This window comes from Exilispira thermophila, assembly GCF_055389015.1.
Genome location: NZ_AP042476.1, coordinates 1,973,993 through 1,998,183, shown reverse-complemented (window position 1 = coordinate 1,998,183; position 24,191 = coordinate 1,973,993). Strand labels below are relative to the sequence as shown.

General features: G+C 24.5%; 21 protein-coding genes. 8 read left to right on the top strand and 13 right to left on the bottom strand.

What is annotated here, in order from left to right; genetic code table 11:
- Nucleotides 1-2: 2 nt before the first annotated feature.
- The 5 genes from ACZ5EC_RS08405 to osmF all read right to left on the bottom strand — a co-directional run bounded on the left by ACZ5EC_RS08405 (nucleotide 3) and on the right by osmF (nucleotide 5,020).
- The gene (locus ACZ5EC_RS08405) at nucleotides 3-530 is read right to left on the bottom strand and encodes a DOMON domain-containing protein (protein ID WP_464302036.1); all 528 of its coding nucleotides are present in this window, start codon (nucleotides 528-530) and stop codon (nucleotides 3-5) included.
- 203 nt (nucleotides 531-733) lie between these two features.
- The gene (locus tag ACZ5EC_RS08400; protein WP_464302035.1) at nucleotides 734-1,474 is read right to left on the bottom strand and encodes an ABC transporter permease; all 741 of its coding nucleotides are present in this window, start codon (nucleotides 1,472-1,474) and stop codon (nucleotides 734-736) included.
- A gap of 160 nt (nucleotides 1,475-1,634) precedes the next feature.
- Nucleotides 1,635-2,816 (bottom strand): ATP-binding cassette domain-containing protein, encoded by a 1,182-nt coding sequence (locus tag ACZ5EC_RS08395; RefSeq protein ID WP_464302034.1) that lies wholly within the window; start codon nucleotides 2,814-2,816, stop codon nucleotides 1,635-1,637.
- Nucleotides 2,817-2,882: 66 nt separating this feature from the next.
- Nucleotides 2,883-4,073, bottom strand: coding sequence for an ABC transporter permease (locus ACZ5EC_RS08390; RefSeq protein WP_464302033.1), 1,191 nt, complete (start codon nucleotides 4,071-4,073; stop codon nucleotides 2,883-2,885).
- An 8-nt stretch (nucleotides 4,074-4,081) separates the two neighbouring features.
- Nucleotides 4,082-5,020: a glycine betaine ABC transporter substrate-binding protein OsmF gene (osmF, locus tag ACZ5EC_RS08385; RefSeq protein WP_464302032.1), complete on the bottom strand. Its 939-nt coding sequence runs from the start codon at nucleotides 5,018-5,020 to the stop codon at nucleotides 4,082-4,084.
- 316 nt (nucleotides 5,021-5,336) lie between these two features.
- On the opposite strand from osmF, the gene ACZ5EC_RS08380 reads away from it, so the two are divergent.
- From ACZ5EC_RS08380 to ACZ5EC_RS08365, 4 genes are all read left to right on the top strand, one after another.
- Nucleotides 5,337-6,467 carry an ABC transporter permease gene (locus ACZ5EC_RS08380; protein WP_464302031.1) on the top strand — a complete coding sequence of 377 codons (1,131 nt, stop codon included), beginning with the start codon at nucleotides 5,337-5,339 and terminating at the stop codon, nucleotides 6,465-6,467.
- A gap of 70 nt (nucleotides 6,468-6,537) precedes the next feature.
- The gene (locus ACZ5EC_RS08375) at nucleotides 6,538-7,263 is read left to right on the top strand and encodes an ABC transporter ATP-binding protein (RefSeq protein ID WP_464302030.1); all 726 of its coding nucleotides are present in this window, start codon (nucleotides 6,538-6,540) and stop codon (nucleotides 7,261-7,263) included.
- A gap of 2 nt (nucleotides 7,264-7,265) precedes the next feature.
- Nucleotides 7,266-8,513, top strand: coding sequence for a hypothetical protein (locus tag ACZ5EC_RS08370; RefSeq protein ID WP_464302029.1), 1,248 nt, complete (start codon nucleotides 7,266-7,268; stop codon nucleotides 8,511-8,513).
- A 406-nt stretch (nucleotides 8,514-8,919) separates the two neighbouring features.
- A complete protein-coding gene (locus tag ACZ5EC_RS08365; RefSeq protein ID WP_464302028.1) occupies nucleotides 8,920-9,093 on the top strand; it encodes a hypothetical protein in 174 nt (57 codons plus the stop codon).
- 83 nt (nucleotides 9,094-9,176) lie between these two features.
- Here the strand turns inward: ACZ5EC_RS08365 and ACZ5EC_RS08360 are convergent, their stop codons facing one another.
- On the bottom strand, nucleotides 9,177-10,547 hold the full coding sequence (locus tag ACZ5EC_RS08360; RefSeq protein ID WP_464302027.1) for a dihydrolipoyl dehydrogenase family protein: 1,371 nt from the start codon (nucleotides 10,545-10,547) through the stop codon (nucleotides 9,177-9,179).
- Between the two features lie 282 nt (nucleotides 10,548-10,829).
- Here ACZ5EC_RS08360 and ACZ5EC_RS08355 point away from each other — a divergent pair, with 282 nt between their 5' ends.
- Nucleotides 10,830-11,162 carry an IS110 family transposase gene (locus ACZ5EC_RS08355; RefSeq protein ID WP_464302026.1) on the top strand — a complete coding sequence of 111 codons (333 nt, stop codon included), beginning with the start codon at nucleotides 10,830-10,832 and terminating at the stop codon, nucleotides 11,160-11,162.
- An 87-nt stretch (nucleotides 11,163-11,249) separates the two neighbouring features.
- Nucleotides 11,250-12,068, top strand: coding sequence for a transposase (locus ACZ5EC_RS08350; RefSeq protein WP_464302025.1), 819 nt, complete (start codon nucleotides 11,250-11,252; stop codon nucleotides 12,066-12,068).
- Nucleotides 12,069-12,164: 96 nt separating this feature from the next.
- Here the strand turns inward: ACZ5EC_RS08350 and ACZ5EC_RS08345 are convergent, their stop codons facing one another.
- From ACZ5EC_RS08345 to ACZ5EC_RS08315, 7 genes are all read right to left on the bottom strand, one after another.
- The gene (locus ACZ5EC_RS08345) at nucleotides 12,165-14,144 is read right to left on the bottom strand and encodes a copper-translocating P-type ATPase (RefSeq protein ID WP_464302024.1); all 1,980 of its coding nucleotides are present in this window, start codon (nucleotides 14,142-14,144) and stop codon (nucleotides 12,165-12,167) included.
- 45 nt (nucleotides 14,145-14,189) lie between these two features.
- The gene (locus ACZ5EC_RS08340) at nucleotides 14,190-14,378 is read right to left on the bottom strand and encodes an SHOCT domain-containing protein (RefSeq protein ID WP_464302023.1); all 189 of its coding nucleotides are present in this window, start codon (nucleotides 14,376-14,378) and stop codon (nucleotides 14,190-14,192) included.
- Nucleotides 14,379-14,478: 100 nt separating this feature from the next.
- Complete coding sequence (locus ACZ5EC_RS08335; RefSeq protein ID WP_464302022.1) at nucleotides 14,479-14,775, bottom strand: SHOCT domain-containing protein; 297 nt, start codon at nucleotides 14,773-14,775, stop codon at nucleotides 14,479-14,481.
- A gap of 108 nt (nucleotides 14,776-14,883) precedes the next feature.
- Nucleotides 14,884-16,845, bottom strand: coding sequence for a heavy metal translocating P-type ATPase (locus ACZ5EC_RS08330; protein WP_464302021.1), 1,962 nt, complete (start codon nucleotides 16,843-16,845; stop codon nucleotides 14,884-14,886).
- A gap of 15 nt (nucleotides 16,846-16,860) precedes the next feature.
- A complete protein-coding gene (locus tag ACZ5EC_RS08325; RefSeq protein ID WP_464302020.1) occupies nucleotides 16,861-17,085 on the bottom strand; it encodes a heavy-metal-associated domain-containing protein in 225 nt (74 codons plus the stop codon).
- Between the two features lie 181 nt (nucleotides 17,086-17,266).
- On the bottom strand, nucleotides 17,267-19,690 hold the full coding sequence (locus ACZ5EC_RS08320) for a heavy metal translocating P-type ATPase (protein WP_464302019.1): 2,424 nt from the start codon (nucleotides 19,688-19,690) through the stop codon (nucleotides 17,267-17,269).
- A gap of 311 nt (nucleotides 19,691-20,001) precedes the next feature.
- On the bottom strand, nucleotides 20,002-20,328 hold the full coding sequence (locus ACZ5EC_RS08315; RefSeq protein WP_464302018.1) for a metal-sensitive transcriptional regulator: 327 nt from the start codon (nucleotides 20,326-20,328) through the stop codon (nucleotides 20,002-20,004).
- Between the two features lie 282 nt (nucleotides 20,329-20,610).
- Here ACZ5EC_RS08315 and ACZ5EC_RS08310 point away from each other — a divergent pair, with 282 nt between their 5' ends.
- Together ACZ5EC_RS08310 and ACZ5EC_RS08305 are read left to right on the top strand one after the other, a co-directional pair.
- The gene (locus tag ACZ5EC_RS08310; protein ID WP_464301685.1) at nucleotides 20,611-21,849 is read left to right on the top strand and encodes an IS110 family RNA-guided transposase; all 1,239 of its coding nucleotides are present in this window, start codon (nucleotides 20,611-20,613) and stop codon (nucleotides 21,847-21,849) included.
- Nucleotides 21,850-22,321: 472 nt separating this feature from the next.
- Nucleotides 22,322-24,112 (top strand): sensor histidine kinase, encoded by a 1,791-nt coding sequence (locus tag ACZ5EC_RS08305; RefSeq protein ID WP_464302017.1) that lies wholly within the window; start codon nucleotides 22,322-22,324, stop codon nucleotides 24,110-24,112.
- The last annotated feature ends 79 nt before the right edge of the window (nucleotides 24,113-24,191 follow it).

Sequence of the window (24,191 nt, the reverse complement as noted above, 5' to 3'; positions counted from 1 at the left end):
AATTACAATTTTATTTTAACTTTAGCTTTGTAAGAATGCTTTGTTGTAAAGTTATCTTTTTTACCACATGCCAATAAAACAGTGTAGGTTTTGCCTTCAATAAATTTTTTATCATATTTATCACCAGAATTAACAGGAATAACAAAACCAATTTCAGTAAAATCTCCTTCCTGTTTTCCCCAATAATTTATAATATTGTTTTTACCACCAAGTTTTGTATCGCTTTTATGGGAGAACATTGTGTTTCCGTATTGATCATCAATATATGTTTTTCCATCTTTTACATAGCCTATATAAATATCAGCATCTTTCATAACATTTGTAGGATCAAAACCTATAGCTACCCAACCCTCACTTTCACCTTTCATAATAATTTCAAGATTATTTCCAGTAAATCTCCATTTTAAAGTAAATACATCATTTTGAAAAGTTTTATAGTTTTCTTTAGAAGTAAGTGAAATTGTAAAAGCTAAAAGTAAAATTAAAACAACAAAAAAACAGTTTAAAAAATATATTTTTGATTTTTTCATTATAGCTCCTCTTAATAAATTAAATTAGATTATTTATAGATTTGTAATAAATACAAAAATAAAAATAATATTAATTATTGTAAATAAAATAACACAATTATGTTAAAAATCAATTTATTCAAAAATTAATTTAAAAAATATCATTAAAAAAATAAAATATTTATGTTTAAAAATTTTTTAGTTTAAGATAATAATTAATTTTATTAAGTTGAAAACCAATTCTCAATTAATCGTAAAGAGTAATCAAAGTAAAATGCTATTAAAATTGATCCAATTGCACCTTCCATAATAAATGCATTATTGTTATTAATAAGCCCAGAAATTATTGGTGAACCAAATCCACCAGCACCAGCTGTTGCGCCAATAGTTGCAGTCCCAACATTAACTATTGTTGATATTCTTATTCCCTCCATAATAATTGGGAGACTTAGTGGTAATTTTACTTTCCAGAATATTTGAAAATCTGTCATACCCAATGCCTTAGCACTTTCAATTGTTGATAAATTAATTGAATTAAATCCTGATATAGAATTTTGTAATATTGGGAAAATACCAAAAATAAATAATGTTATAATAGCGGGTTTTACACCAAAACCTACAAATGGGATTATTAAAAATAAAAGAGCTACAGGAGGAAAAGTTTGTCCAGATGAACCTATATTCAAAATTTGCACCTGAATTTCATTCCCATATTTAGATGTAGCAAAAACAGCCAATGAAAATCCAATAATAAAAGAAAAAAAGGTTGATATAAGCACAAGAAAAATATGTGCTTTAGCAAATCCCCATACACTATTGGCTATATGCAATACCGGTTTTGAATCAGGAAAAAGAAAGTGTAAAAATTTTTCCCATATCGCTTGATTTTTAAAAACAAGAAATATTAACAGAGTAAGAATAAAAAACTTTATTAAAATCAAATTTCTATTGTTTATTTTTTTCATTTTTCTTATTTTTAATGTTTTTTTCTGTTCAACAACAGTTTTCTTTTAAATAAAGGGTTATCTAAAAACTTATAATATTGTTCTTTTTATATTTTTAAATATATATTAGAACATAAAAAAAAGAATTTATCTTTTAAGTTTCAAGACAACTTCATAAATATTAATTATTATGAGCAATATTAAGTATTATATTTAAAGAAATCACTCCTAAAAATTTCTTATTTTCATCTAATACTGGCAAATATTGTGAATCATTGTTTATCAATTTAGAAAGAGCATCTTTTACTGAATCTGAATTAAAAACAAAAGAATCAATATCATGTTTATCAAATTGGATGAAAAATTCATCTATCTCATTAATTTTTTTTCCATTTAATGACTTACTTATTTTATTCAATTGTGATGGGTCTGAAGATAAGGAAGAAAGATATTTTCTAAGATCAAGATAACCTTTTAAATTATTATAATCATCAATAACCCATAAAAAACCCTGAAAATTATTAACAATAAATACATTTTTAATCACATTTTTTTCTATTTTTACAACTGGAGCTGATTTTGTGTATTCTTTGATTTTAATCCTTATAAGTTTTTTTAATGCTTTATCACTTCCAATAAATTTATTTACAAATTTATTTGCAGGATTTTTTAAAATATTGTCAGTTTTATCGTATTGTTCTATCTTACCTCTATTAAAAATAGCAATATAATCCCCAAGTTTAATAGCTTCATCGATATCATGAGTTACAAATACTACAGTTTTTTTTAGCTTCTGTTGAATTTTTAGAAATTCATTTTGTAAAATATTTCTTGTAATTGGATCCAAAGCACCAAAAGGTTCATCCATTATCATAATATCAGGATCAGCTGCTAAAGCTCTTGCAACCCCAATTCTTTGAGCTTCGCCACCAGAAAGTTCTGAAGGTTTTTTATAAAGATATTTTTCAGGTTCAAGATTAACAAGTTCTAATAATTCAATAACTCTTTTTTTTATCCTATTTTTATCCCATTTAAGAAGTTTAGGAACAATTGAGATGTTTTTTTCAACATTCATGTGGTAAAACAATCCTGTATTTTGTATAACATATCCTATTTGTCTTCTTAACAATTGAGGTTTAATTGTTTTAATATTTTTCCCTTTAATAAAAATATCACCTTTTGTAGGTTTAATTAATCTGTTTATAAGTTTGAGTGTAGTTGTTTTTCCTGAACCTGAAGGACCGATTAAAATAGTTAATTTTCCTTTTTTTATTTTTAAATTGAGGTTTTGCACAGCAACATTTTTATCATAGATTTTAGTAACTTTATTGAAAACTATTAAATTATCAATTTTTTCATCCATTATATCTAAACCTTTATTGTTTTGTATCTTTTAAAGATATTAAAATCTCTGTTTATAGAAAATATTTTATAAATTATATATTTTTTTTACACTATAAATTAATAAAGAAAATAAAAGATCTGTAATTATTGCAAGTAATGTTATTGGCAAAGCTCCAAGTAATATAAGGTCACTTGCTGCCTGTCCTAAACCCTGAAAAACAAAAACTCCCAATCCACCAGCACCAATCAAAGCAGCTAATGTTGCATTTCCAATTGTTTGAACTGCAGAAATTTTAATACCTGCTAAAACAATGGGTAAAGTCAAAGGAAATTGAATTTTAGAAAATAATTGTAATGAGTTCATCCCCATCCCTTTTGCACTTTCAATAATGTTTTTATCAAGATTAGAAAATGCAGTATAAGTATTTCTAACAATTGGTAGAAGTGAATATATAATTAAAGCAATTAAAGCAGGTGTTTTCCCTATACCACTAATCCCTATATTTTGAAGCAAAGTGTATTTTTTAGATAACAATGAAAGGGGAATTATTAATATTCCAAATAAAGCTAATGATGGGATTGTCTGGAAAAAACCTACAATTTGTAATATTGGACCTTTAACTTTTGCACTTTTAAAAGCCCATATTCCTAGTAAAAAACCGGTGAATGTTCCTATAGTTATACTAACAATAGTAAGGTATATATGGGTGTTTAGTTCATAAAAAAATTTAGATTTTTTAGTTATATATTCTTTAAATATAGAAAAACTGGAAAAAAAATCATTCTTTAAAAAATAAATAAATATAAATAAGTTTAGTAAAACAACAATTGTGATAAATAGGTTGCCCTTTTTAAATTTAGGTTTGATTAATAAAATGTTATAAAAAAATAACAAAATAAAAATTAATAAACCAGTACCTATTGAAATTCTATAAGTCTGAAGTTCATTTTGGAGGTAATAAAAAGAAAAAGCTCTAATTTTTATAAAAATAATTACTAAAATGGATTGAAATACAAAATAATTATAAATAAGTTTAATCTTTTTTATTAATGGATTTTTACCTGTAAGTAAGAAAATGACTATTGATGAAATGATCATTAAAATAATAAGTATAAAAAAAGGTGTTCCTAAAACACTTATAAATGAAAAAGGGTTACCATTTGCTATCCTATTTTTCTTTATTAAAATAGAAGGAAGAAATAAGATAAAAAAAGTAAATATAAGATTAAAGATTAAAAATTTATATTTGATAGATTCAATTTTTATATTTACCATTACTTTAATTATTTAACAAATCCCTTTTCTTTTAAATAATTCATAGCAACATTATATGGATCTTCTCCCTCAATTGCAATTTTTGAGTTTAAAGTTTGTAAAGTAACAAGATCTAATGATTTAAAAACGGGTTCTAATATTTTTTTAATTTTAGGATATCTTTTTAATACCTCTTCTCTGATTATTGGAGCTGGTGCATAAACTGGTTGAACATGCTTTGTGTCTTGAAGTACAACTAATCCTAATGATGCAAGAGCACCATCTGTTCCATAAGCCATTGCTAAATTTACACCACTAATCCCTTGTGAAGCAGCTTTTTCAGTTTGAGCTGTATTTCCACCAGATAGTGTTATAATTTGATCTTTTGATAATTTAAAATTGTATGCTTTAAAAAATGCAGGTAAAGCATCTGGTCTTGTTAAAAATTCTTCAGAACAAGCAAGTTTTATATTACCTCCATTATTAACATATTTAGCAAGGTCTTCCAGTGTTTTAATGTTGTTTTTTTGAGCAATATCTTTTCTTAATGCTAATGCCCAGGTATTGTTAGCATTTGCTGGAGTAAGCCATACAATCTTATGGTTGTCATAATCTAATTGTTTTATTTTTTTATACCCTTTGTTAAAATCTTTCCATACATCTTTATCATCAGTTTTATAAAAAAATGCTCCATTTCCTGTATATTCGGGATAAATATCAATTTCTCCAGCAAAAATAGCTTTTCTAACTATGTCTGTTGTCCCAAAACTAACTTTGTTTGTTACAGGTATGTTGTTTTTTTGAAGAAGTATAACAATCATATTTCCAAGTAAAGCACCTTCTGTATCAATTTTTGATGCTACAATAACAGGTTTATTTGAAATCTGTTTTTTCTGACATGATGTCAAACTGAAAAGGGATAATATTAATAAAAATATAACTCCTATAAACAATACTTTTTTTAACATAAAATCTCCTCCTCCTACTTTTTATTAAAAGAATTCAAACCAAAATTTAAAAATATTGTTTATTTTCACACTTTTGATAATTATAAGATAAAAATTGAATATTTCAAAGAGTTTTAATGTGTTAGTTGCATGTTGATATTGTAAATTAAAAAAAATTTTAATCCTGATGATTTACGGAAATATTATCAAGAGTTCACTGATGTTTTAATGGGTAAAAAAGCTAATTTAACTTTTAAATAAAATTTTTGTTGAATAAATAACGATAAGTTTTATAAGTTATTACAAGATTATTTATAATATTTTTATGGATTTTAAAGTGAATATAATATTTATTTTAATAAAAAAAGATTTAAAACTTTTATTTTACAATAAAAAATCTTTTTTAAAATCAATTATTTTTCCATTAATTATTATGTTTATTCTTTTAATATTATATTTTGTAAACGATATAAAACCTGTTAACAAAAAAATTAAAATTGGTTGGGATTACTCTATAAAAAATACAATTTCAAAGAAATCTTTACCAGATTATTTTAAATTTATATACTTACAAAAAAATGAACTTTTATCTTTTTTAAAAAAAGGGAAAATTGATATATGTGTAACTTCTGTTGATGGTAAAAATTTTGAAATTTATTATAATGATAATTTAGAAAAAATGGTTTTATACAATAGTATAGAACTTTTGAAGTTTTTTATAATTAGCAATACAATTCAAAGCAATTTAAATAATTTTAAAAAAATAAAAATATTTGTTTTAAATAAAAAAAATAAGGGAAATGAAAATAGCAATACAATTGTTATTGTTTTATTTTATACATTTTTATTAATAATGCTAAGAATTAACAATCCTAATGCAGCACTAATTACAGTAGACGAGAGGGAAAATCGAACAATAGAATTGTTAAAAATATTACCTGTAAAAGATAATATTTTAGTTATCTCAAAAATAATTACAAATATTATTAGTTTAGTTATATATCTAACCATTATTTTTGCTTTAACTATAATACTTTTATATATTCTAAAAAATAAAGTAATTTCTTTTTTTTATCTAAATAAATTTATAAAAATGTATATTATTCTTTTAGTTTTTTCTTGTTTCTATTCATTTTATCAGGTTTATTGGGGAATTAAATCTTCAAGTGTTTTTAAAGCTAATAAAAATCTTACATTGTATCCTGTAATCTTTTTTCTATTTTTTACTCTATATTTTTCTTTATCTATATTTTTAAAATTTAATTTTGAAGAAAAATTAATTAAATATCTATTTTGTTATATCCCTTTTATAAATATATTTGATTTTGGTATAAAATTTCTTTTTTCGGGATTGGATATCAATTTTATTTTTATATTTTTTATAGAAAATATATCTGTTTGCATAATTTTATTTTATTTAACAAAAAATGTAATATCAAAGGAGAAAATTTTATTTTTCAAAAATTAATATAAAAATTAATTATAAGTATTGTATTAAACATTGTAATATGCAGACTTAATTTAATGGAGACTATATTATGATAAAAGTTGAGAATGTTTATAAAAAATATCCAGGAAATGATTATTTTTCAGTTGAAGACCTTTCTTTTGAAGTAAGTAGAGGAGAAGTTTTTGGATTACTTGGGCATAATGGTGCCGGGAAAACAACCACAATAAGAATGTTAACAACTTTATATAATCCTGATAAAGGAAAAATTTTTATAAATAAAATAGATTCAAGATATGAAAAAAATAAAATCAAAAAAAAACTTGGAGTGGTATTTGAGAATCCTCTTTTATATAATAATCTAAGTGGAGAAGAAAATATATTGTATTTTGGTCTCCTTTTAAATATGAAAAAATCTCTAATATTTAAAAGATTAGAAAAATTATATGATGATCTGGAAGTTGATTTTGCAAAAATGGTTGTAAATAAGTATTCAAAAGGGATGAAACAAAAAATAGCTATTATTAGAGCATTAATCCATGATCCCGAAATAATTTTACTTGATGAACCAACTGGAGGGTTAGATATACCTACCAGGAAACTTATAAGAAAATATATAAAAAAATTAAAGTCAAAAAATAAAATTATTATCATGACATCTCATATAGCTGAAGATATAGATCTTTTATGTGACAAAATTATCATTTTAAATAAAGGGAAAACTCTGGAATATGATTATATTAAAAATTTGAAGACCAGGTATAATGAAGAAAAATTTGAAAATTTGTATATAGAAGTATTGAAAAAAAAGGTATAAATATGAAGATATGGACTCTACTAAAACTTGATTTTAATCAGTTAAAAAGTCAATATAAAAATATTTTTTTTAATATTATTTTTCTTTTAATACTTGTTCTAATTTTTATGATTATTTCAATTTCAGTAAATATTTTTATAAAAAATAAATCAGATAGTGATAAAATTATTTTAGTTATGGATAAAAAAGATTATAGTTCAATTAAGATAATGAATAATTTTTTTCAAAAATATAAATATTTGAATAAATTTGTTAAAATTGAAAAAATTAGTTTAAAACAAGATTCAGGAGAGGTTGAAAGTTCATTTATAAAAAACCTTTTAAAATTATATGTAAAAAATTCATATGATATTTTAATAGAAAGCAAAAAAAATACTTTAAATATTTACATCCCTGATAAAAATGTAAATAACATTTTTGTGAAGCAACTTATTGATTTAATTAATATCTATATAATAAATCAAACTTCTTTTACTTATATTGATAAAAAGTTTAATAGTAAAAGGTTTATAGTAAAAAAAGTAAAAATTAATATTAAAACTAATTTTAGGATTATATCTTTTATTATATCTATTTTTTTAAGTTTTTTCTTGACTTTAAGATTGTCAGCTTTTTATTCTTATTATATAACAACTTATCAAAAAATTAATAATCAATTAATGATTATCCTTTGTTTACCATTAAAATCATCAACTATTATTAAAGAGAAGATTTTACTATTATTTATTTTCAACTTTATAAATAGTTTTATGATTTTATCTTTTTTTATAGCAATTTTTAATATTTTAGCATATTTGCTTTTTAAAATATTTTTTTTATCTTCATTTACAATTTTAATATTAGTTTTTCTACTTATTGTATATAGTTTAACTCTTTCATTTTTACAATTGTTTCTTGGATATATTTCTGATTCAAAAAAAGATGCAAAAATTAACCTATTTTATATCCCTATGTTTATTGGATTAATTTTATCAATTAAATTTGGTATAGACATTGCCAATATTACAAATATAAACTCTGGAATATCATTTTTGAATTTTATTCCAATAGTCAATAGTTATGAAATTATTAAACCATTTTTATATAATAGTTTTTTAAATAATCTGGTAACAATAAAATCATTTGCTAATTGGTTTTTACTGGTAAAGGAAATTATTATAGTAGTTTTAATAAATACAGTTTTTATAATTATTTTATACTGTTTTACAATTAAACTTTTTAAATCTGAAAAAATACTGTATTTTAAATAAAGTAAAAGGGAGTGTATGATGAATATGACTATTTTCTGGATTACAGCAATAACAGTATTTGCAGTAGTTTTCCCTCTTTTAATTATAATTAAGATGAAAAAAATAAAAAATAAAAAAAAATAAGACATCTTCAATCAAAGAAAAACTTTCTTCCATTTTTTAATTTATACCAAAATTCAATTTGTAATATCTGTAAATATGTATTATATTAATTGAAATAGTTAAGAAAACTTAACTATTTGAACCTAAGTTATCTTTGTATTCTACACAAAATGAAGATTAAATAAAAAATAAAATATTGTGATAAACTAATTAAATTGAAAATAAATTATTTATAATAAATTATTATATAAATTATAACTTAAATATCAAATAATTAAAAAATAAAGAAATAGGAGATTTTGCAATGAATTATAGAAAACTCGGAAGATGGGGTATTAAAATTTCAGAAATTGTATTAGGGGGATGGCTTACAGCTGGTGGATATGTTAATGATGATGTTCTTTCGAATGTTAAAGCATCAGACATAAAACTGGATAATGATGTTTTAGAAAGAATTGAGAATATATTAAAGTCTTAGGCTTTTTCTTAATTAATACTTGAGGCTGTCCTTAAACTTAAAGGATAGCCTCTTTTTTATACAGACATTAGATTTATTAATTATTATACCATATATGGGACATCAGAAGAAAAAGTTGGATAAGCATAAATTGTTGTTTTAATATCTTTAGTTGTCAGGTTATTATTTATTGCAAAAGCAAAAAGATTTATTGTTTCTGCAGCATCTGGACCTATTAAATTAGCTCCCAATATTTGGTTTGTATTTTTATCAATAAATATTCTATACCCATAAACTTTTTCATTTAATCGTATCGCATTAAACCATCTGGAATTTATCCCTTTCTTTTCAATATAATCAATATGTTTTTCATCAAGTTGTTTTTTTGTTAATCCAGCTGATGCAATTTCAGGGATTGTAAAAACAACTGTTGGGATTGATTTGTAAGTTGCTTTTAATGAGTTTCCATTTAAAATATTTTTAGCAACAATATGCCCTTCTGTTTCAGCAATTGGAGTTAAAGGCAACCCATTTGAAAAAGCACAGTCACCAGCAGCATAAATATTTGGCAATGATTTGCTTTGTAAATATTCATTAATCTCAATCCCTTTTCTACTATATTTTATATTTAATCTATCAAGATTTAATGTATCAACATTTGCTACTCTTCCAGCTGCTTTTACAACCAATGATGTTTTATGATTAATTATTTTGCCTGTTTTAAGGTTTTTTGCTTTAACTAAATATTGAGGTAAATGGTTATTGCTATCCAATTTTTCTACTTCAATTACCTGATGTTCAAGTATAAAATTTATCCCTATTTCTTTTGAAAATTGAACCAGATTATCAACTAAAAAATCATCAAAGTTTTCTAATGGTAGTTTTCCCATATGTATAATAGTAACTTTAGCACCAATTCTTGCTGAAATATGAGCAAATTCCATTGCTATATAACCACCACCAATAAAAGTAATATCATCTGGAAACTGTTGAAGGTTTAAAAATTCTTTATTGGTAATTGTTAATTCTTCTCCTGGAATATTGATTTTCATCGGTTTTGCTCCAGTTGCAATTACAATATGTTTTGCAACTAAGCTATCGTTGCCAATAGATATTTCATGTTGTGATAAAAATTTAGCCTCACCTTTAAATAACTGTATACCAGCTTTTTTATACCTTTTCTCACTGTTTGAGGGAAAAGGTGAGGTCCATGTATTTTTAAATTTTATTAAATCATTCCAATTAATAGAAATTTCTCCACTTATCCCTTTGTTTTTAAATTTTTGAACCTGATCAAATGTTTTAATAACTGAAACTAACATTTTTTTGGGATCACATCCCTGTAATACACATGTTCCCCCTATTTCATCTTTTTCAATAATTGCTACTTTTTGACCTGCTTTTGCAAGTTTAAAAGAAACTGTAGCACCTGCTGTTCCTGTACCTATTATTATAGTATCAAATTCTTTTTTCATATTTAATCCTCGTATAATATATTAAAAATAAAAGTACTATTGACAACCTAATAATATTAGGGATAATAAATATGATATGTGTTTAATGGATAAAATACAAATAAAAATCTCCTTGTCTTTTTAAAGACTTAATAAAGAATTTTGATTTTATCCATCTTAAATCTATATATCAGGCTGTTTAGCAAATATTCAGGATGTTACAGGATTCGAAGTTATTCGTCTCACTGTGTATTCGAGGTTGTGCAAATGCCAGATATTAAAAAAATTAAAAGGAGTTGAATTATGTTTTTTGTAGGTATTGATGTAGCAAAAAAATCTTCTGAAGTTTGTATTATCAATGAAAAAAGAAAGATTGTTAAAAAATTTAAATTAATTCATAATTCTAAGAATTTTAAAAAGTTTTTTGAAATTATTAATAAACTGTCAAATAATAAAAATGATTTTGAATTTGCTTTAGAAGCAACTAATGTTTTCTGGAAACCAGTGTTCTTTAGTATTAGAGAAAAAGGATATAAAATTTCTCTTGTTAATCCTTATTCCTCTTCCTATTTCTCTAAATCCTTTAATAAACATACCAAAACTGATAAACAAGATGCTTTAAATCTTGCTATCTAGTTATCTACTGGATTAATTAAAGAATCACTGGTTCCAGAAAATGATGTCTCTAACCTAAGAGAACTCATAAAGGAATACAATTTCCTTATGAAACAAATATACAATCTCAAAAGAAGAATTTCAAGTATTTTACAAAAAACTTTTTATGAGTATGATATTGTTTTTAGAGACCCTTTTAATGTTACATCAAGAACCATTTTAAAAAAATATCCTTCTGCTTTTGCTTTAGCCAAAGCTAACAAAAACGATATTGTTAAAATTTTTAGATCAATTAAAGGTAACAATAATTCTGAACATAAAGCTAAAAAAATTATTGAATTTGCTAAAATTTCTATTACTCCAAATAATGGCATTAAAGCTAATGAATTTAATCTAAGAAATCAAATTACTGTGTTAGAACTTCTTCTTGAACAAATAAAAAATATAGAAAAAAATATTAACCTTATATTAAAAAATTTAGAATTTAATTATTCTGATAATAATAACAAAAATAGTATTAACCCTATAAAAGCTGTTTTATCAATCCCTGGTGTTGGTAAAAAAACAGTTGCAACAATCATTGGTTGTTGTGGTGATTTAAATAAATTTAATAATGTAAATAAATTTTTAGGATACATTGGCCTTTACCCTGGTAAAGATCAAAGTGGTTCTAAAGATAGAACATATCAAAAATCAAAAGGAATCTCTATTGTTAAAAAACAATTATATTGTTGTGCTGTATCTGCTTTAATGCATAATAATGAATTAAAACAGGTTTACCTTAATGAAATTAACAAAGGAGGTAATTCTAAAAAAGCTATTTTTAAAGTTATGGTTAAGCTTGCTAAAATTATCTGGCATTTGTATACTTATTCCTCTATTTATGATCCTGTTAAGGTTTTTGTTGCTAAACCTCATTGTGCCTGATATATATAAATGTCAAAGAACACTAATTATATTAGATTGTCAACATCCTATTTTTTTTATTTTTTTTGTTGACATATTATAGGATGTCTTTAAATTTTATATATTTTTTGGCATTTTTAATAATCTTGCATTTATTGCAACAATAATTGTACTTAATGCCATTAATGCAGCACCAATTGCAGGAGATATTAAAACACCAAATTTAATTAAAACTCCTGCAGCAAGAGGTATTGCAAAAGCATTATAACCAGTTGCCCATAATAAATTCTGTATCATTTTTTTATATGTTGCTTTTCCAAAAAATATAAGCGAAACTACATCTTCAGGATTACTGTTTACAAGAATTATGTCAGCAGTTTCTGCTGCTACATCAGTTCCTGATCCTATAGCTATACCAACATTAGCAAGTGCTAAAGCAGGTGCATCATTTATTCCATCACCAGTCATTGCAACAAATTCTCCCTTTTTTTGAAGTTCTTTAATCTTTTCCTGTTTTTCATGAGGTAAAACTTCAGCAAAAAATCCATCTAATTTAAGTTTATTAGCAACAGATTCAGCAATTTTTTTGTTGTCTCCTGTGAGCATATAACATTTAATATTTTCTTTTTTTAATCTTTTTATTGCTTTAAATGATTCTTTTCTGATTTGATCTTCTAATGTAATTACACATACAAGTTTTTCATCTATAACAACAAACACTAAAGTAGCTATATTATTTATCTCAATATTTTCAGGTAATTTAATATTTCTTTTTTTTATTCCCTGTACACTAAGTAGTTTGATATTTTTATTTTCTACAATTCCTTCAATTCCTTCTCCTTTTAATACTTTGAAATTTAAAACTTTTTGAGGAGCAATATCTAAAGTTTTTGCTTTTTGTAATATCCCTTTTGCAATAGGGTGTTCAGAATTTTTTTCTAGAGAAGCTGCATATTGTAATATTTTGTTTTCAGTATATTCATTGTTAAATAAAATAACATTACTAACTCCAAAATTTCCTTCTGTTAAAGTACCTGTTTTATCAAATACAATTGTTGAAATTTTTCTAGCATTTTCAAAAGCAGTTCTATTCCTGATAAGTAAACCATTTTTTGCAGATATTGAAGTTGATACAGCATTTACAAGAGGTATTGCCAAACCTAGAGCATGAGGACAAGCAATAACCATAACTGTTGCAAGTCTTTCAATAGCAAAAGCCATATCAGGACCATATAAAACCCAATATATAAAAGTTCCTAATCCAGCAGATATTGCGATAAATGTTAACCATCTTGCAGCAATATCTGCAAATTTTTCAGTTTTTGATTTTTCTTCCTGAGCTCTTCTAACAAGGTCAATAACTTTTTTAAGATAGGATTCCTCTCCTGTTTTTAAAACTTTTACTTCTAATATTCCATCTCCATTTATTGAACCTCCAATAACCTTATTATCTATGGTTTTTTTTATAGGTTTGGATTCTCCAGTTAACATTGATTCGTCTATGTAACTTTCTCCTTTTACTATGATTCCATCAGCAGGAATCTTTTCTCCTGCTTTAACAAGTACAATATCATTTTTCTTTAATTCAGAAATTTTAATATCAACAATATTATTTTCTTTTATTAGATGAGCTTTATCAGGCATAAGCTCACTAAGCTTTTCCAGTGCTTTAGATGCACCAAGAACAGATTTCATTTCTATCCAGTGTCCAAGCAGCATGATATCAATTAAGGTTGCTAATTCCCAGAAAAAATATTTCCCTCTTAATCCGAAAACTACAGCTGCACTATATACATACGCAACAGTAATTGCCAGAGCAATTAATGTCATCATACCAGGTTTTTTTTGTTTTAATTCTGAAAATATCCCTTTTAAAAATGGAAACCCTCCCCAGAAAAATATAAAACTTGAAAGTGCAAATAATATATATTTGTCACCTGGTAAAATAAATTTTAATCCAATTAAACTTTTAATTAATGGTGATAATATCAATATTGGAATGGTAAGTATCATGGAAAAGACAAACCTTTTCTTGAAATCCAGCATCATCATTTTATGGTGGTCATGATGATTATGATGATTTTTCATTTCATTCATAAATACCTCCTCAGTATTCATTTTAAGCTGATTAGAAAATTTGGATTATTTTTCTAAATCAGCTTTCATATTTTCATACTCTTCTTTTGAAATTTCTCCTCTTGCAAATCTCTCTTTTAAAATTTTCAATGGATCATTTGAATATCCATCTCCTTTGAAAATTTCTTTAAATTTTTGTGGATTTACCATATAAAATACTAGTAATCCTAAAATTATTAAAAATATAAACATCATTTTTTTCTCCTTTTTTTATATTTGTTTTAATGTTTTTAATTAACTTTGTTAGATTTTAAATTATTCTTTAATTGAAAAAAATAATTTAAATTGTTAATAATTACTTATTAAGATAATTATTATCAAGGTCCTTTTTTATTTTTTCATATTCCTCTTTAGATATTTCTCCTTTTGCATATCTTGTTTTTAAAATTTCATAAGGGTCATGTTCATATGTTCCTTTTTTAAATATACTTTTAGCTTTTTTAGGGTTAATAATAAATATAAAAAGTATAACAACTGCAAGTATAATTAATATCCAGAAAATAAGGGATAATGGTCCAAATCCCATCCAATTTCTCCCTCCCCAGAATCTTTCATCCATACAACTATCCAGTAAATATTGTCCTGTAAACATTTTTTCCTCCTTTTTTTGAAAATCAAAATTTTTATTCCAACCATTGTGGAATTAGATATTCATCATAAAAAATTCCTGATCTTAATTGTTTAGGCATGAAAACTAAATTCATTTCATAACCCTTGTAGAATTTAATATTGCAAGTAGTGCAACTCCTACATCAGCAAATACTGCTTCCCACATAGTTGCCATTCCAAGGGCACCCATAATTAAGAATATCCCTTTAACTCCCAGTGCTAAAAAGATGTTCTGCCAAACTATAATTCTGGTCCTTTTTGCAGTTTTAATTCCCTCATAGAGTTTCAATGGTTCATCGCTCATTAAAACTATATCTGCTGCCTCTATTGCAGCATCTGATCCCAATGTCCCCATAGCTACTCCAATGTCTGAACGCACTAATACAGGAGCATCATTTATGCCATCCCCTACAAAAGCTATTAGATCTTTATTATTTATTTTCTTTTTTATCAGTTCCTCGATCTTTTCTAACTTTTGTTGTGGTAACAATTCTGCATAATACTCGTCCAATCCAAGTTTTTGATAAACTGCTTTTGCAACCTTTTGGTTATCACCTGTGAGCATTATCTGTTTTTTTACTCCAGCGCTCCTAAGTTTTTGAATAGCTACCTTTGCATCTTCTTTGATTTCATCAGATATAATAATAAAGCCTGCATATTTATAGTCAATAACAACATGGACAATAGTTCCATCAACATCATTGGTATCGTGTTTGATGTTTTCTTTGTGAAGAAGTTTATCATTTCCAACTAAAATATAATGGTTATCTATTTTAACTTTTATACCATGTCCAGAAATTTCTTCATAACTTTTAATCTTATTCTCATTTATTTTTTTATTAAAAGCTTTAAGAATTGATTGAGCAATAGGATGGCTGGACTGGCTTTCTGCATACGCAGCAAATTTTAATATCTCATCTTTGGAAAAATTATTTTTAGCGACAATCTTTGTAACCTTGAAGACACCTTTTGTCAAAGTCCCTGTTTTATCCCATACAACTGTATCAAGGTTGTTTAACCCTTCAAGATAATTTGAACCTTTTACCATGATCCCTTTTTTAGATGCAGCACCTATACCCCCAAAAAATCCTAAAGGAATTGAAATCACTAGAGCACATGGGCAGGATATTACTAAAAATATGAGTGATTTGTATATCCATTCTGAAAAGGTTTCTTGATGAGCAAACATTGGAGTTAGTGCTGGAATATTGTAAAGTGCCACAGGTATAACAGCGAGAGCAAGTGCACCAAAAACTACTGCTGGAGTGTAATATTTAGCGAACTTAGTTATAAATTTCTCAGTAGGAGCCTTTTTGTTTACAGCATTTTCTACTAAATCTAATATTTTAGATACAGTTGATTCACTAAACTCTTTTGTTACCTTAATGCTCAAAAGTCCAGTTTTATTAATCATACCAGAGAGAATCTGCTCTTTTGGTTTAACTTTTCTCGGTACAGATTCTCCTGTTAAAGCAGATGTATCCACCATTGAAGTTCCTTCTAAAACAATTCCATCAAGAGGAACTTTCTCACCTGGTTTTACAATAATTATATCACCTATATTAACTGTATTGGGATCTACCTTTTTAGTTTCTCCATCTATCTTTAGATTTGCATAATCAGGTCTTACTTCTAATAAAGATTTAATTGATCTTCTAGAGTTATCTAATGCAATATCCTGAAGTAATTCACCAACTTTAAAAAATAGCATTACTGCCACTGCTTCTGGAAATTTCTGTATTGCTAATGCTCCTGCTGTTGCAACAGTTAACAAGAAGTTTTCGTCAAAAACTTTTCCCTGAATCGTATTTTTAATAGCTTTCCACAGAATATCGTGCCCGATAATTATGTAGCTCAAAACATATAGGGATAAACTCCAGTAAAACTGAATTTTAAATATTAAAGCTCCAGCATATATTAATGCTCCTAATCCAAGAATTGTAATCTCTTTTTTTATATTGAACTCTTCTTCCACTCTGCATGTTTCACATTCCACTTTGCAGGTATCCTTTGTATTGTTATTATCAAAGTTGAGAATTGGTTTGTTTGACATAATACTCCTTTCTTTTTATATTTGTTTTAAAATTTTTAATTCATAACCAGCATCTTTTATTTTTTCAGAAATCAAATTGAGTAAAGCATTATCTATAGGATTTTGTGTTTTAATGATTGCTTCCCCTTTTTTTGCTGAAACTTTTAAAATATCTATCCCTTCAACTTCAGATAATGCTTTTGAGACTTTCATCTCACAATGGTGACAACTCATCCCTTTAATTTTTAATTTTGTTTTCATGATTCTCTCCTAAATCTTTTTTTTATTTTAATTTTATTTTCATTATATATAAATTTAAAATTATACTTTTAAACTAATATTGTTTAATTATTATTTTATTTACTTAATTTTTGCTTTATAGTTTAGTTATTTTTTTATTTATTTTATTACTATTTTAAAGTTTTTATTTTTTTAATTAATTTTAATTTATCAACTTTATAAATCTCAATCTTAAAGCATTAGTAACAACAGAAACTGAAGAAAAAGCCATTGCAGCACCTGCAATCATTGGATTAAGTAATGGACCTCCAAAAAGGTGTAAAATTCCAGCAGCAATTGGAATACCAATAATATTGTAAATAAATGCCCAGAATAGATTTTGTTTAATATTTTTCATAGTTGATTTTGATAGTTTTATTGCATTTATAATATCTGTTAATCTATTTTTCATTAAAACTATATCAGCAGTTTCCATTGCAATATCTGTTGCTGACCCAACAGCTATACCAATATCAGCTAATGCTAAAGCAGGAGCATCATTTATTCCATCACCAATCATCATAACATTATCACCTTTTTCTTTCAGTTTGCTTATAATTTCACTTTTCTGATCTGGTAAAACATCAGAAATAACATTTTTTATTCCAAGGTTTTGAGCAATAACTTTTGCAGTTACTTCGTTGTCTCCTGTTAACATATATACTTTATAACCCATAAACTTTAATTTTGTAATAACACTTTTGCTTTCTTTTCTTGGTTTATCAGCAATTGACAAAATTGAATAAATTTTATTATCAATTACCAAAAATAAAACTGATTTTCCCTGGTTTATAAAATCTTTGTATGAGTCTAGAAATATCTTACTTTCTATATATAAATTATTTTCTTTTGTTTTAGAATTATAATCTTTATTTAAAATATTATTGTTTAAAATATTGTTATTAATATTTTTTTCTTTAACATTTTTATCATTATTAATAGTACCAATATTAAAGTTATTTAAAAAGGGTTGTACAAGTTTAAAATTTCCAATTACAACATTATGATTTTTAATTTTACCCATAATCCCTTTTCCTCCAATTGCTTCGAATTCTTTAACTTTTAATAATTCAATGTTTTTAGATTTTGCAAAATTGGTAACTGCTTGAGCAATTGGGTGTTCAGAATATGATTCTAAAGAAGCTGCAATTTGTAATAATTCTCTTTCATCTAAGTTATTATTTTTATTAAATATGAAGTCTATAACTTCAGGTTTTCCAATAGTTAAAGTTCCTGTTTTATCAAATACTATTGTTGTGATTTTTCCTATTTTTTGTAAAACTTCACCCCCTTTAATTAAGATCCCTTTTTTTGCTCCTACACCTGTTCCAACAATTATTGCAGTAGGAGTTGCTAAACCTAAAGCACATGGACAGGCTATAACTAAAACAGCAACAAAAATATTAAGAGCAAAGGTGAAAGAGTTACCTGTTAAATACCAGATTATAGAAGATAAGATAGCTATACCTATTACAACTGGTACAAAATAAAGGGAAATGGTATCAGCAAGTTTTGCAATTGGAGCTTTTTTGCTTTGAGCATCTTTAACAAGATTAATAATGTGAGCTAAAACTGTTTCCTGTCCAATTTCTGTAACTTTTATTTTTAAAGTTCCATTTTTATTTATAGTACCACCAATAACTTTATCATCAATTTTTTTTGATACAGGTAAGCTTTCTCCTGTAATCATAGACTCATCTATAAAACTATTTCCTTCAATAATAATTCCATCTACAGGTATTTTTTCACCTGGCTTAACAAATACAATGTCTCCTTTTGTCACATCTTCAATTAAAATTTGTTTTATTTCACCATTTTTGTCTACAATATTAGCATATTTAGGTTTAAGCCCCATTAATTTTTTAATTGCATCTGAAGTCTTTGCTAAAGACCGTGCTTCTAAATATTTACCTAACTGAATAAAAGCAAGTAACACTCCAGCAGTTTCAAAATATAGTTTATCAATATATTGAAAATTTTTTAAAGTAATCATAATCAAAGAGTAAATACTATAGATTAAAGCAGATGAAGTTCCTATTGCAACAAGAGAATCCATATTTGGATGTAGTAGATATAAATTTTTAAATCCTCTGGTGTAAAATCCAGAACCAAAATAAACTATTGGTAAAGTTAATAAAAATTGAGCTAATGCAAAATTGAAAGGAGAAAATTGTGGATTGATAAAAGCAGGTAATTTTAAACCTATAAAATGTCCCATAGAAATTAATAAAAGAGGAATAGCAAAACCTATTGAAAATATGAGTTTAATAAATTTACTTTTTAACTCTTTTTGTTTTTCTTTTTCTTTTTTTTCGATTTCAGCTTCAGTAATATCTAATGCTTTGTATCCTGAGTTTTCTATTACCTTTTTTATAGTTGATAAACGTACTTTTGATGGGTTAAATGCAAGTTTTCCAGTTTCTAATGCAAGATTAATTTCAACTTTATCAATACCCTCTAATTTTCCAACTTCTTTTTCAATTGTAGCAACACATGAAGCACATGTCATCCCTTTAATTGCAATTGTGGTTTCAATGTTACTACTTTTATTAATATTGTTTTCATTTTTATTCTTTGTCTTATCCATACAAATTCCTTTTTTATAATTTTAATTATAAATAGGTTATAGTATTAGCTATTATTATAAATAATAATAGTCATACCCCCTATACCTATAATAATTATTATTTTTGTAAATGTCAATACATATTTAACTATTTTTAATAAAATTTTTTTATTTTTATAATTGGTGTTATATGTGCTAATTTTAAATTGAATCTTGATTTAATAAGGAAGGTATATAAAAAAAATGATATAGATATATTTGAAAATTTAATATTAAAATTTATAATAAATTATTATTTTTATATTCATTTTCTTTGATTTTTTGAAGAAGTTTTATTTAACCATTTTTTTTATTGTGATCATTAATTCATCAATAACCTCTTCATGTCCTGCTTTTAATTGTTCAACTATGCATGATTTCATATGTGCTTCCAGTAAAATAGTTTTGACACTTTTTAAGGCAGCTTCAACTGATGAAAATTGATGTAAAATATCATCACAATAAACATCGTTATCAATCATTCGGGCAATACCTCTTATTTGCCCTTCAATCCTGTTTAACCTTTTTATCATGTTTTGTTTTAATTCTTTTGAATGGTGTGATTGGCCTGGATGACATATTCCATGAGAAGTGTTGTTTAGTTTAATTTTTTTGTTCATTATAATTCCTCGTATAATATATTAAAAATAAAAGTACTATTGACAACCTAATAATATTAGGGATAATAAATATGATATGTGTTTAATGGATAAAATACAAATAAAAATCTCCTTGTCTTTTTAAAGACTTAATAAAGAATTTTGATTTTATCCATCTTAAATCTATATATCAGGCTGTTTAGCAAATATTCAGGATGTTACAGGATTCGAAGTTATTCGTCTCACTGTGTATTCGAGGTTGTGCAAATGCCAGATATTAAAAAAATTAAAAGGAGTTGAATTATGTTTTTTGTAGGTATTGATGTAGCAAAAAAATCTTCTGAAGTTTGTATTATCAATGAAAAAAGAAAGATTGTTAAAAAATTTAAATTAATTCATAATTCTAAGAATTTTAAAAAGTTTTTTGAAATTATTAATAAACTGTCAAATAATAAAAATGATTTTGAATTTGCTTTAGAAGCAACTAATGTTTTCTGGAAACCAGTGTTCTTTAGTATTAGAGAAAAAGGATATAAAATTTCTCTTGTTAATCCTTATTCCTCTTCCTATTTCTCTAAATCCTTTAATAAACATACCAAAACTGATAAACAAGATGCTTTAAATCTTGCTATCCAGTTATCTACTGGATTAATTAAAGAATCACTGGTTCCAGAAAATGATGTCTCTAACCTAAGAGAACTCATAAAGGAATACAATTTCCTTATGAAACAAATATACAATCTCAAAAGAAGAATTTCAAGTATTTTACAAAAAACTTTTTATGAGTATGATATTGTTTTTAGAGACCCTTTTAATGTTACATCAAGAACCATTTTAAAAAAATATCCTTCTGCTTTTGCTTTAGCCAAAGCTAACAAAAACGATATTGTTAAAATTTTTAGATCAATTAAAGGTAACAATAATTCTGAACATAAAGCTAAAAAAATTATTGAATTTGCTAAAATTTCTATTACTCCAAATAATGGCATTAAAGCTAATGAATTTAATCTAAGAAATCAAATTACTGTGTTAGAACTTCTTCTTGAACAAATAAAAAATATAGAAAAAAATATTAACCTTATATTAAAAAATTTAGAATTTAATTATTCTGATAATAATAACAAAAATAGTATTAACCCTATAAAAGCTGTTTTATCAATCCCTGGTGTTGGTAAAAAAACAGTTGCAACAATCATTGGTTGTTGTGGTGATTTAAATAAATTTAATAATGTAAATAAATTTTTAGGATACATTGGCCTTTACCCTGGTAAAGATCAAAGTGGTTCTAAAGATAGAACATATCAAAAATCAAAAGGAATCTCTATTGTTAAAAAACAATTATATTGTTGTGCTGTATCTGCTTTAATGCATAATAATGAATTAAAACAGGTTTACCTTAATGAAATTAACAAAGGAGGTAATTCTAAAAAAGCTATTTTTAAAGTTATGGTTAAGCTTGCTAAAATTATCTGGCATTTGTATACTTATTCCTCTATTTATGATCCTGTTAAGGTTTTTGTTGCTAAACCTCATTGTGCCTGATATATATAAATGTCAAAGAACACTAATTATATTAGATTGTCAACATCCTATTTTTTTTATTTTTTTTGTTGACATATTATAGGATGTCTTTAATTTTATATTTTATAGAAAATATTAGAAGATATCTATAATTTTATATTTTAGTTTTTTTTGACATATTACATGATGTCTTTATTTTTATATTTTAGTTTTTATAGATATGATATAGGATGTCTATAATTTGATTTTAGTATTGTGAATATACCTATACTCCCTATTAACATATAATCAGTAATTGATAATTGTCAACTTAAAATTTTAATTTTTATTGTGTTATAAAATATAATATATGAGACATATAACTTTTTTATTTAGGTTTGCTTAATAAAAAAAATGTTTTATACTTCAAATGATTTTGAGCAAAAAAAAATTAAATAAAACTTTATTAAAATATAATTATCTAAAGATAAAATATAGATTATAAAAAGATAAAATGGAATTAATTAAATATTTTTATATTTTTTCTTCATATATTTTGTTTGCTTTTAGTTTATATATATTATATCTTAATTCTGAATCTGAACAAAATAAAGTTTTGTTTATTTTTAGTTTATTGGTATCTTTTATAGTTTTTGCTAATTATCAAACCATAATAAGTTCTTCAGAAAAAAACGCATTTTTCTGGTTTAAATTAACATTTTTCTGGCCACTTACTGTTTCTTTTACTTTACATTTTATTTTAACTTTTGTTAAAGTTAAGTATAAAGGAGCGATTATAGTTCTAAATCATATTTTAGCTTTAATTCTTAGTATATATCAAATTTCTTTTATGAATCAAGCATTTAATTTAGTACTAACATCAAATGGTTGGAGTTATTATTTAAAAAGTACTGCTATTTCAAAATACTATATTTTTACAATTTATGCTGTTATTAATGAAACAATTGCTATAATCATTTTAATTAAACAAATTCTATCAAGTACCCACAAAGAAACAAAGATTATTAAATTAATGTTTATTCTTACAATTTTAATAAACCTTGTTTATGGAGCTATATTTGGAATATTGTCTTCCTCAAAAAAGATCAATACATTAAAGGACTTTAATAGTCTGATCATAGTTTTTGATGTTTTAATTTATGGTTATTTGATAATGAAATTTGGTGTATTTAAAAATGTATTAAAACAAAAAATATTAGAAAATTTAAATTATTCCAATACTATTATTCTTATAGTCCAAAATGGCAAAATAAATTATATAAGTAATTATTTTTCTAAATTACTTTGTAAATCAAATAAAGAGTTATTAGAAAAATCAATAGAAACTATTTTTAATAAACATATTTATAAAGAGTTATATCATATTTTAGAAAACTTAGAGGATAAAGAAAATAAAAAAAATGTTGAGATAAAAATAACTTCACCAAATGGGAGAGCACATTATCTTATTTTTAATATTATAAAAATCTATAACCCATTAGAAGATTATTCTGGATATATTTTTATTGGTATGGATGTAACTCATTTTAAAATTGTACAACAAAATTTACGAATAATGTCTAAACAGGCTAAAATTTCTAATTTAGCTAAAGCTAATTTTATTCACAATGTGAATCATGAATTAAGGACCCCTTTAAATGCAATAATTGGATTTTCTTCTTTATTATATGCTGAACTTAAAAATGAAGAACAGAAAAAAGAGGTTGAGATTATTAATAATTCTGCAAAAATTTTACTCGAATATTTTGAAAATTTGATAGATATTTCTGATTTAGATTTTTTTAATATAGTTTATAGTAATTTTAATTTAACAAAATTAATAAAATCCATATACAGAACTTATAAATATATTGCTGATGAAAATAATATAAAATTTTTTTTAAAACTATCATCAAATTTACCAGAAACTGTAAGAAGCGATTCTGTTAAAATCAAACAAATTATTATTCAACTTTTGAATAATTCGTTTAAATTTGTTTCATCAAATAATCCTGAAGTTAAACTTATAGTGGAGAAACAAAGTGAAGATGATGAAAATTATTATATTAGCTTTTTAATTAAAGACAATGGTATAGGAATTGAAAAGGATAAAATTAATCAAGCTCTTTCTATGTTTGAACAATTAGAAGAGTATATTACTAAAAAACATAGAGGAATTGGGTTAGGTTTATATATTGTTAAACAATTGATTGAAGTTATGAATGGTGAAATAGAGATAAAAAGTGAAAAAAATATTGGTACTGAAGTTTTTGTAGTTTTACCTGTAAAAAAAATTAAAGAATAGATTAATTTATTGTTTTTTTTTAAATTTAAGTTAAAATCTAAAAAATTTATTTCAAAAATCTTTAACTAAAAAATATAGA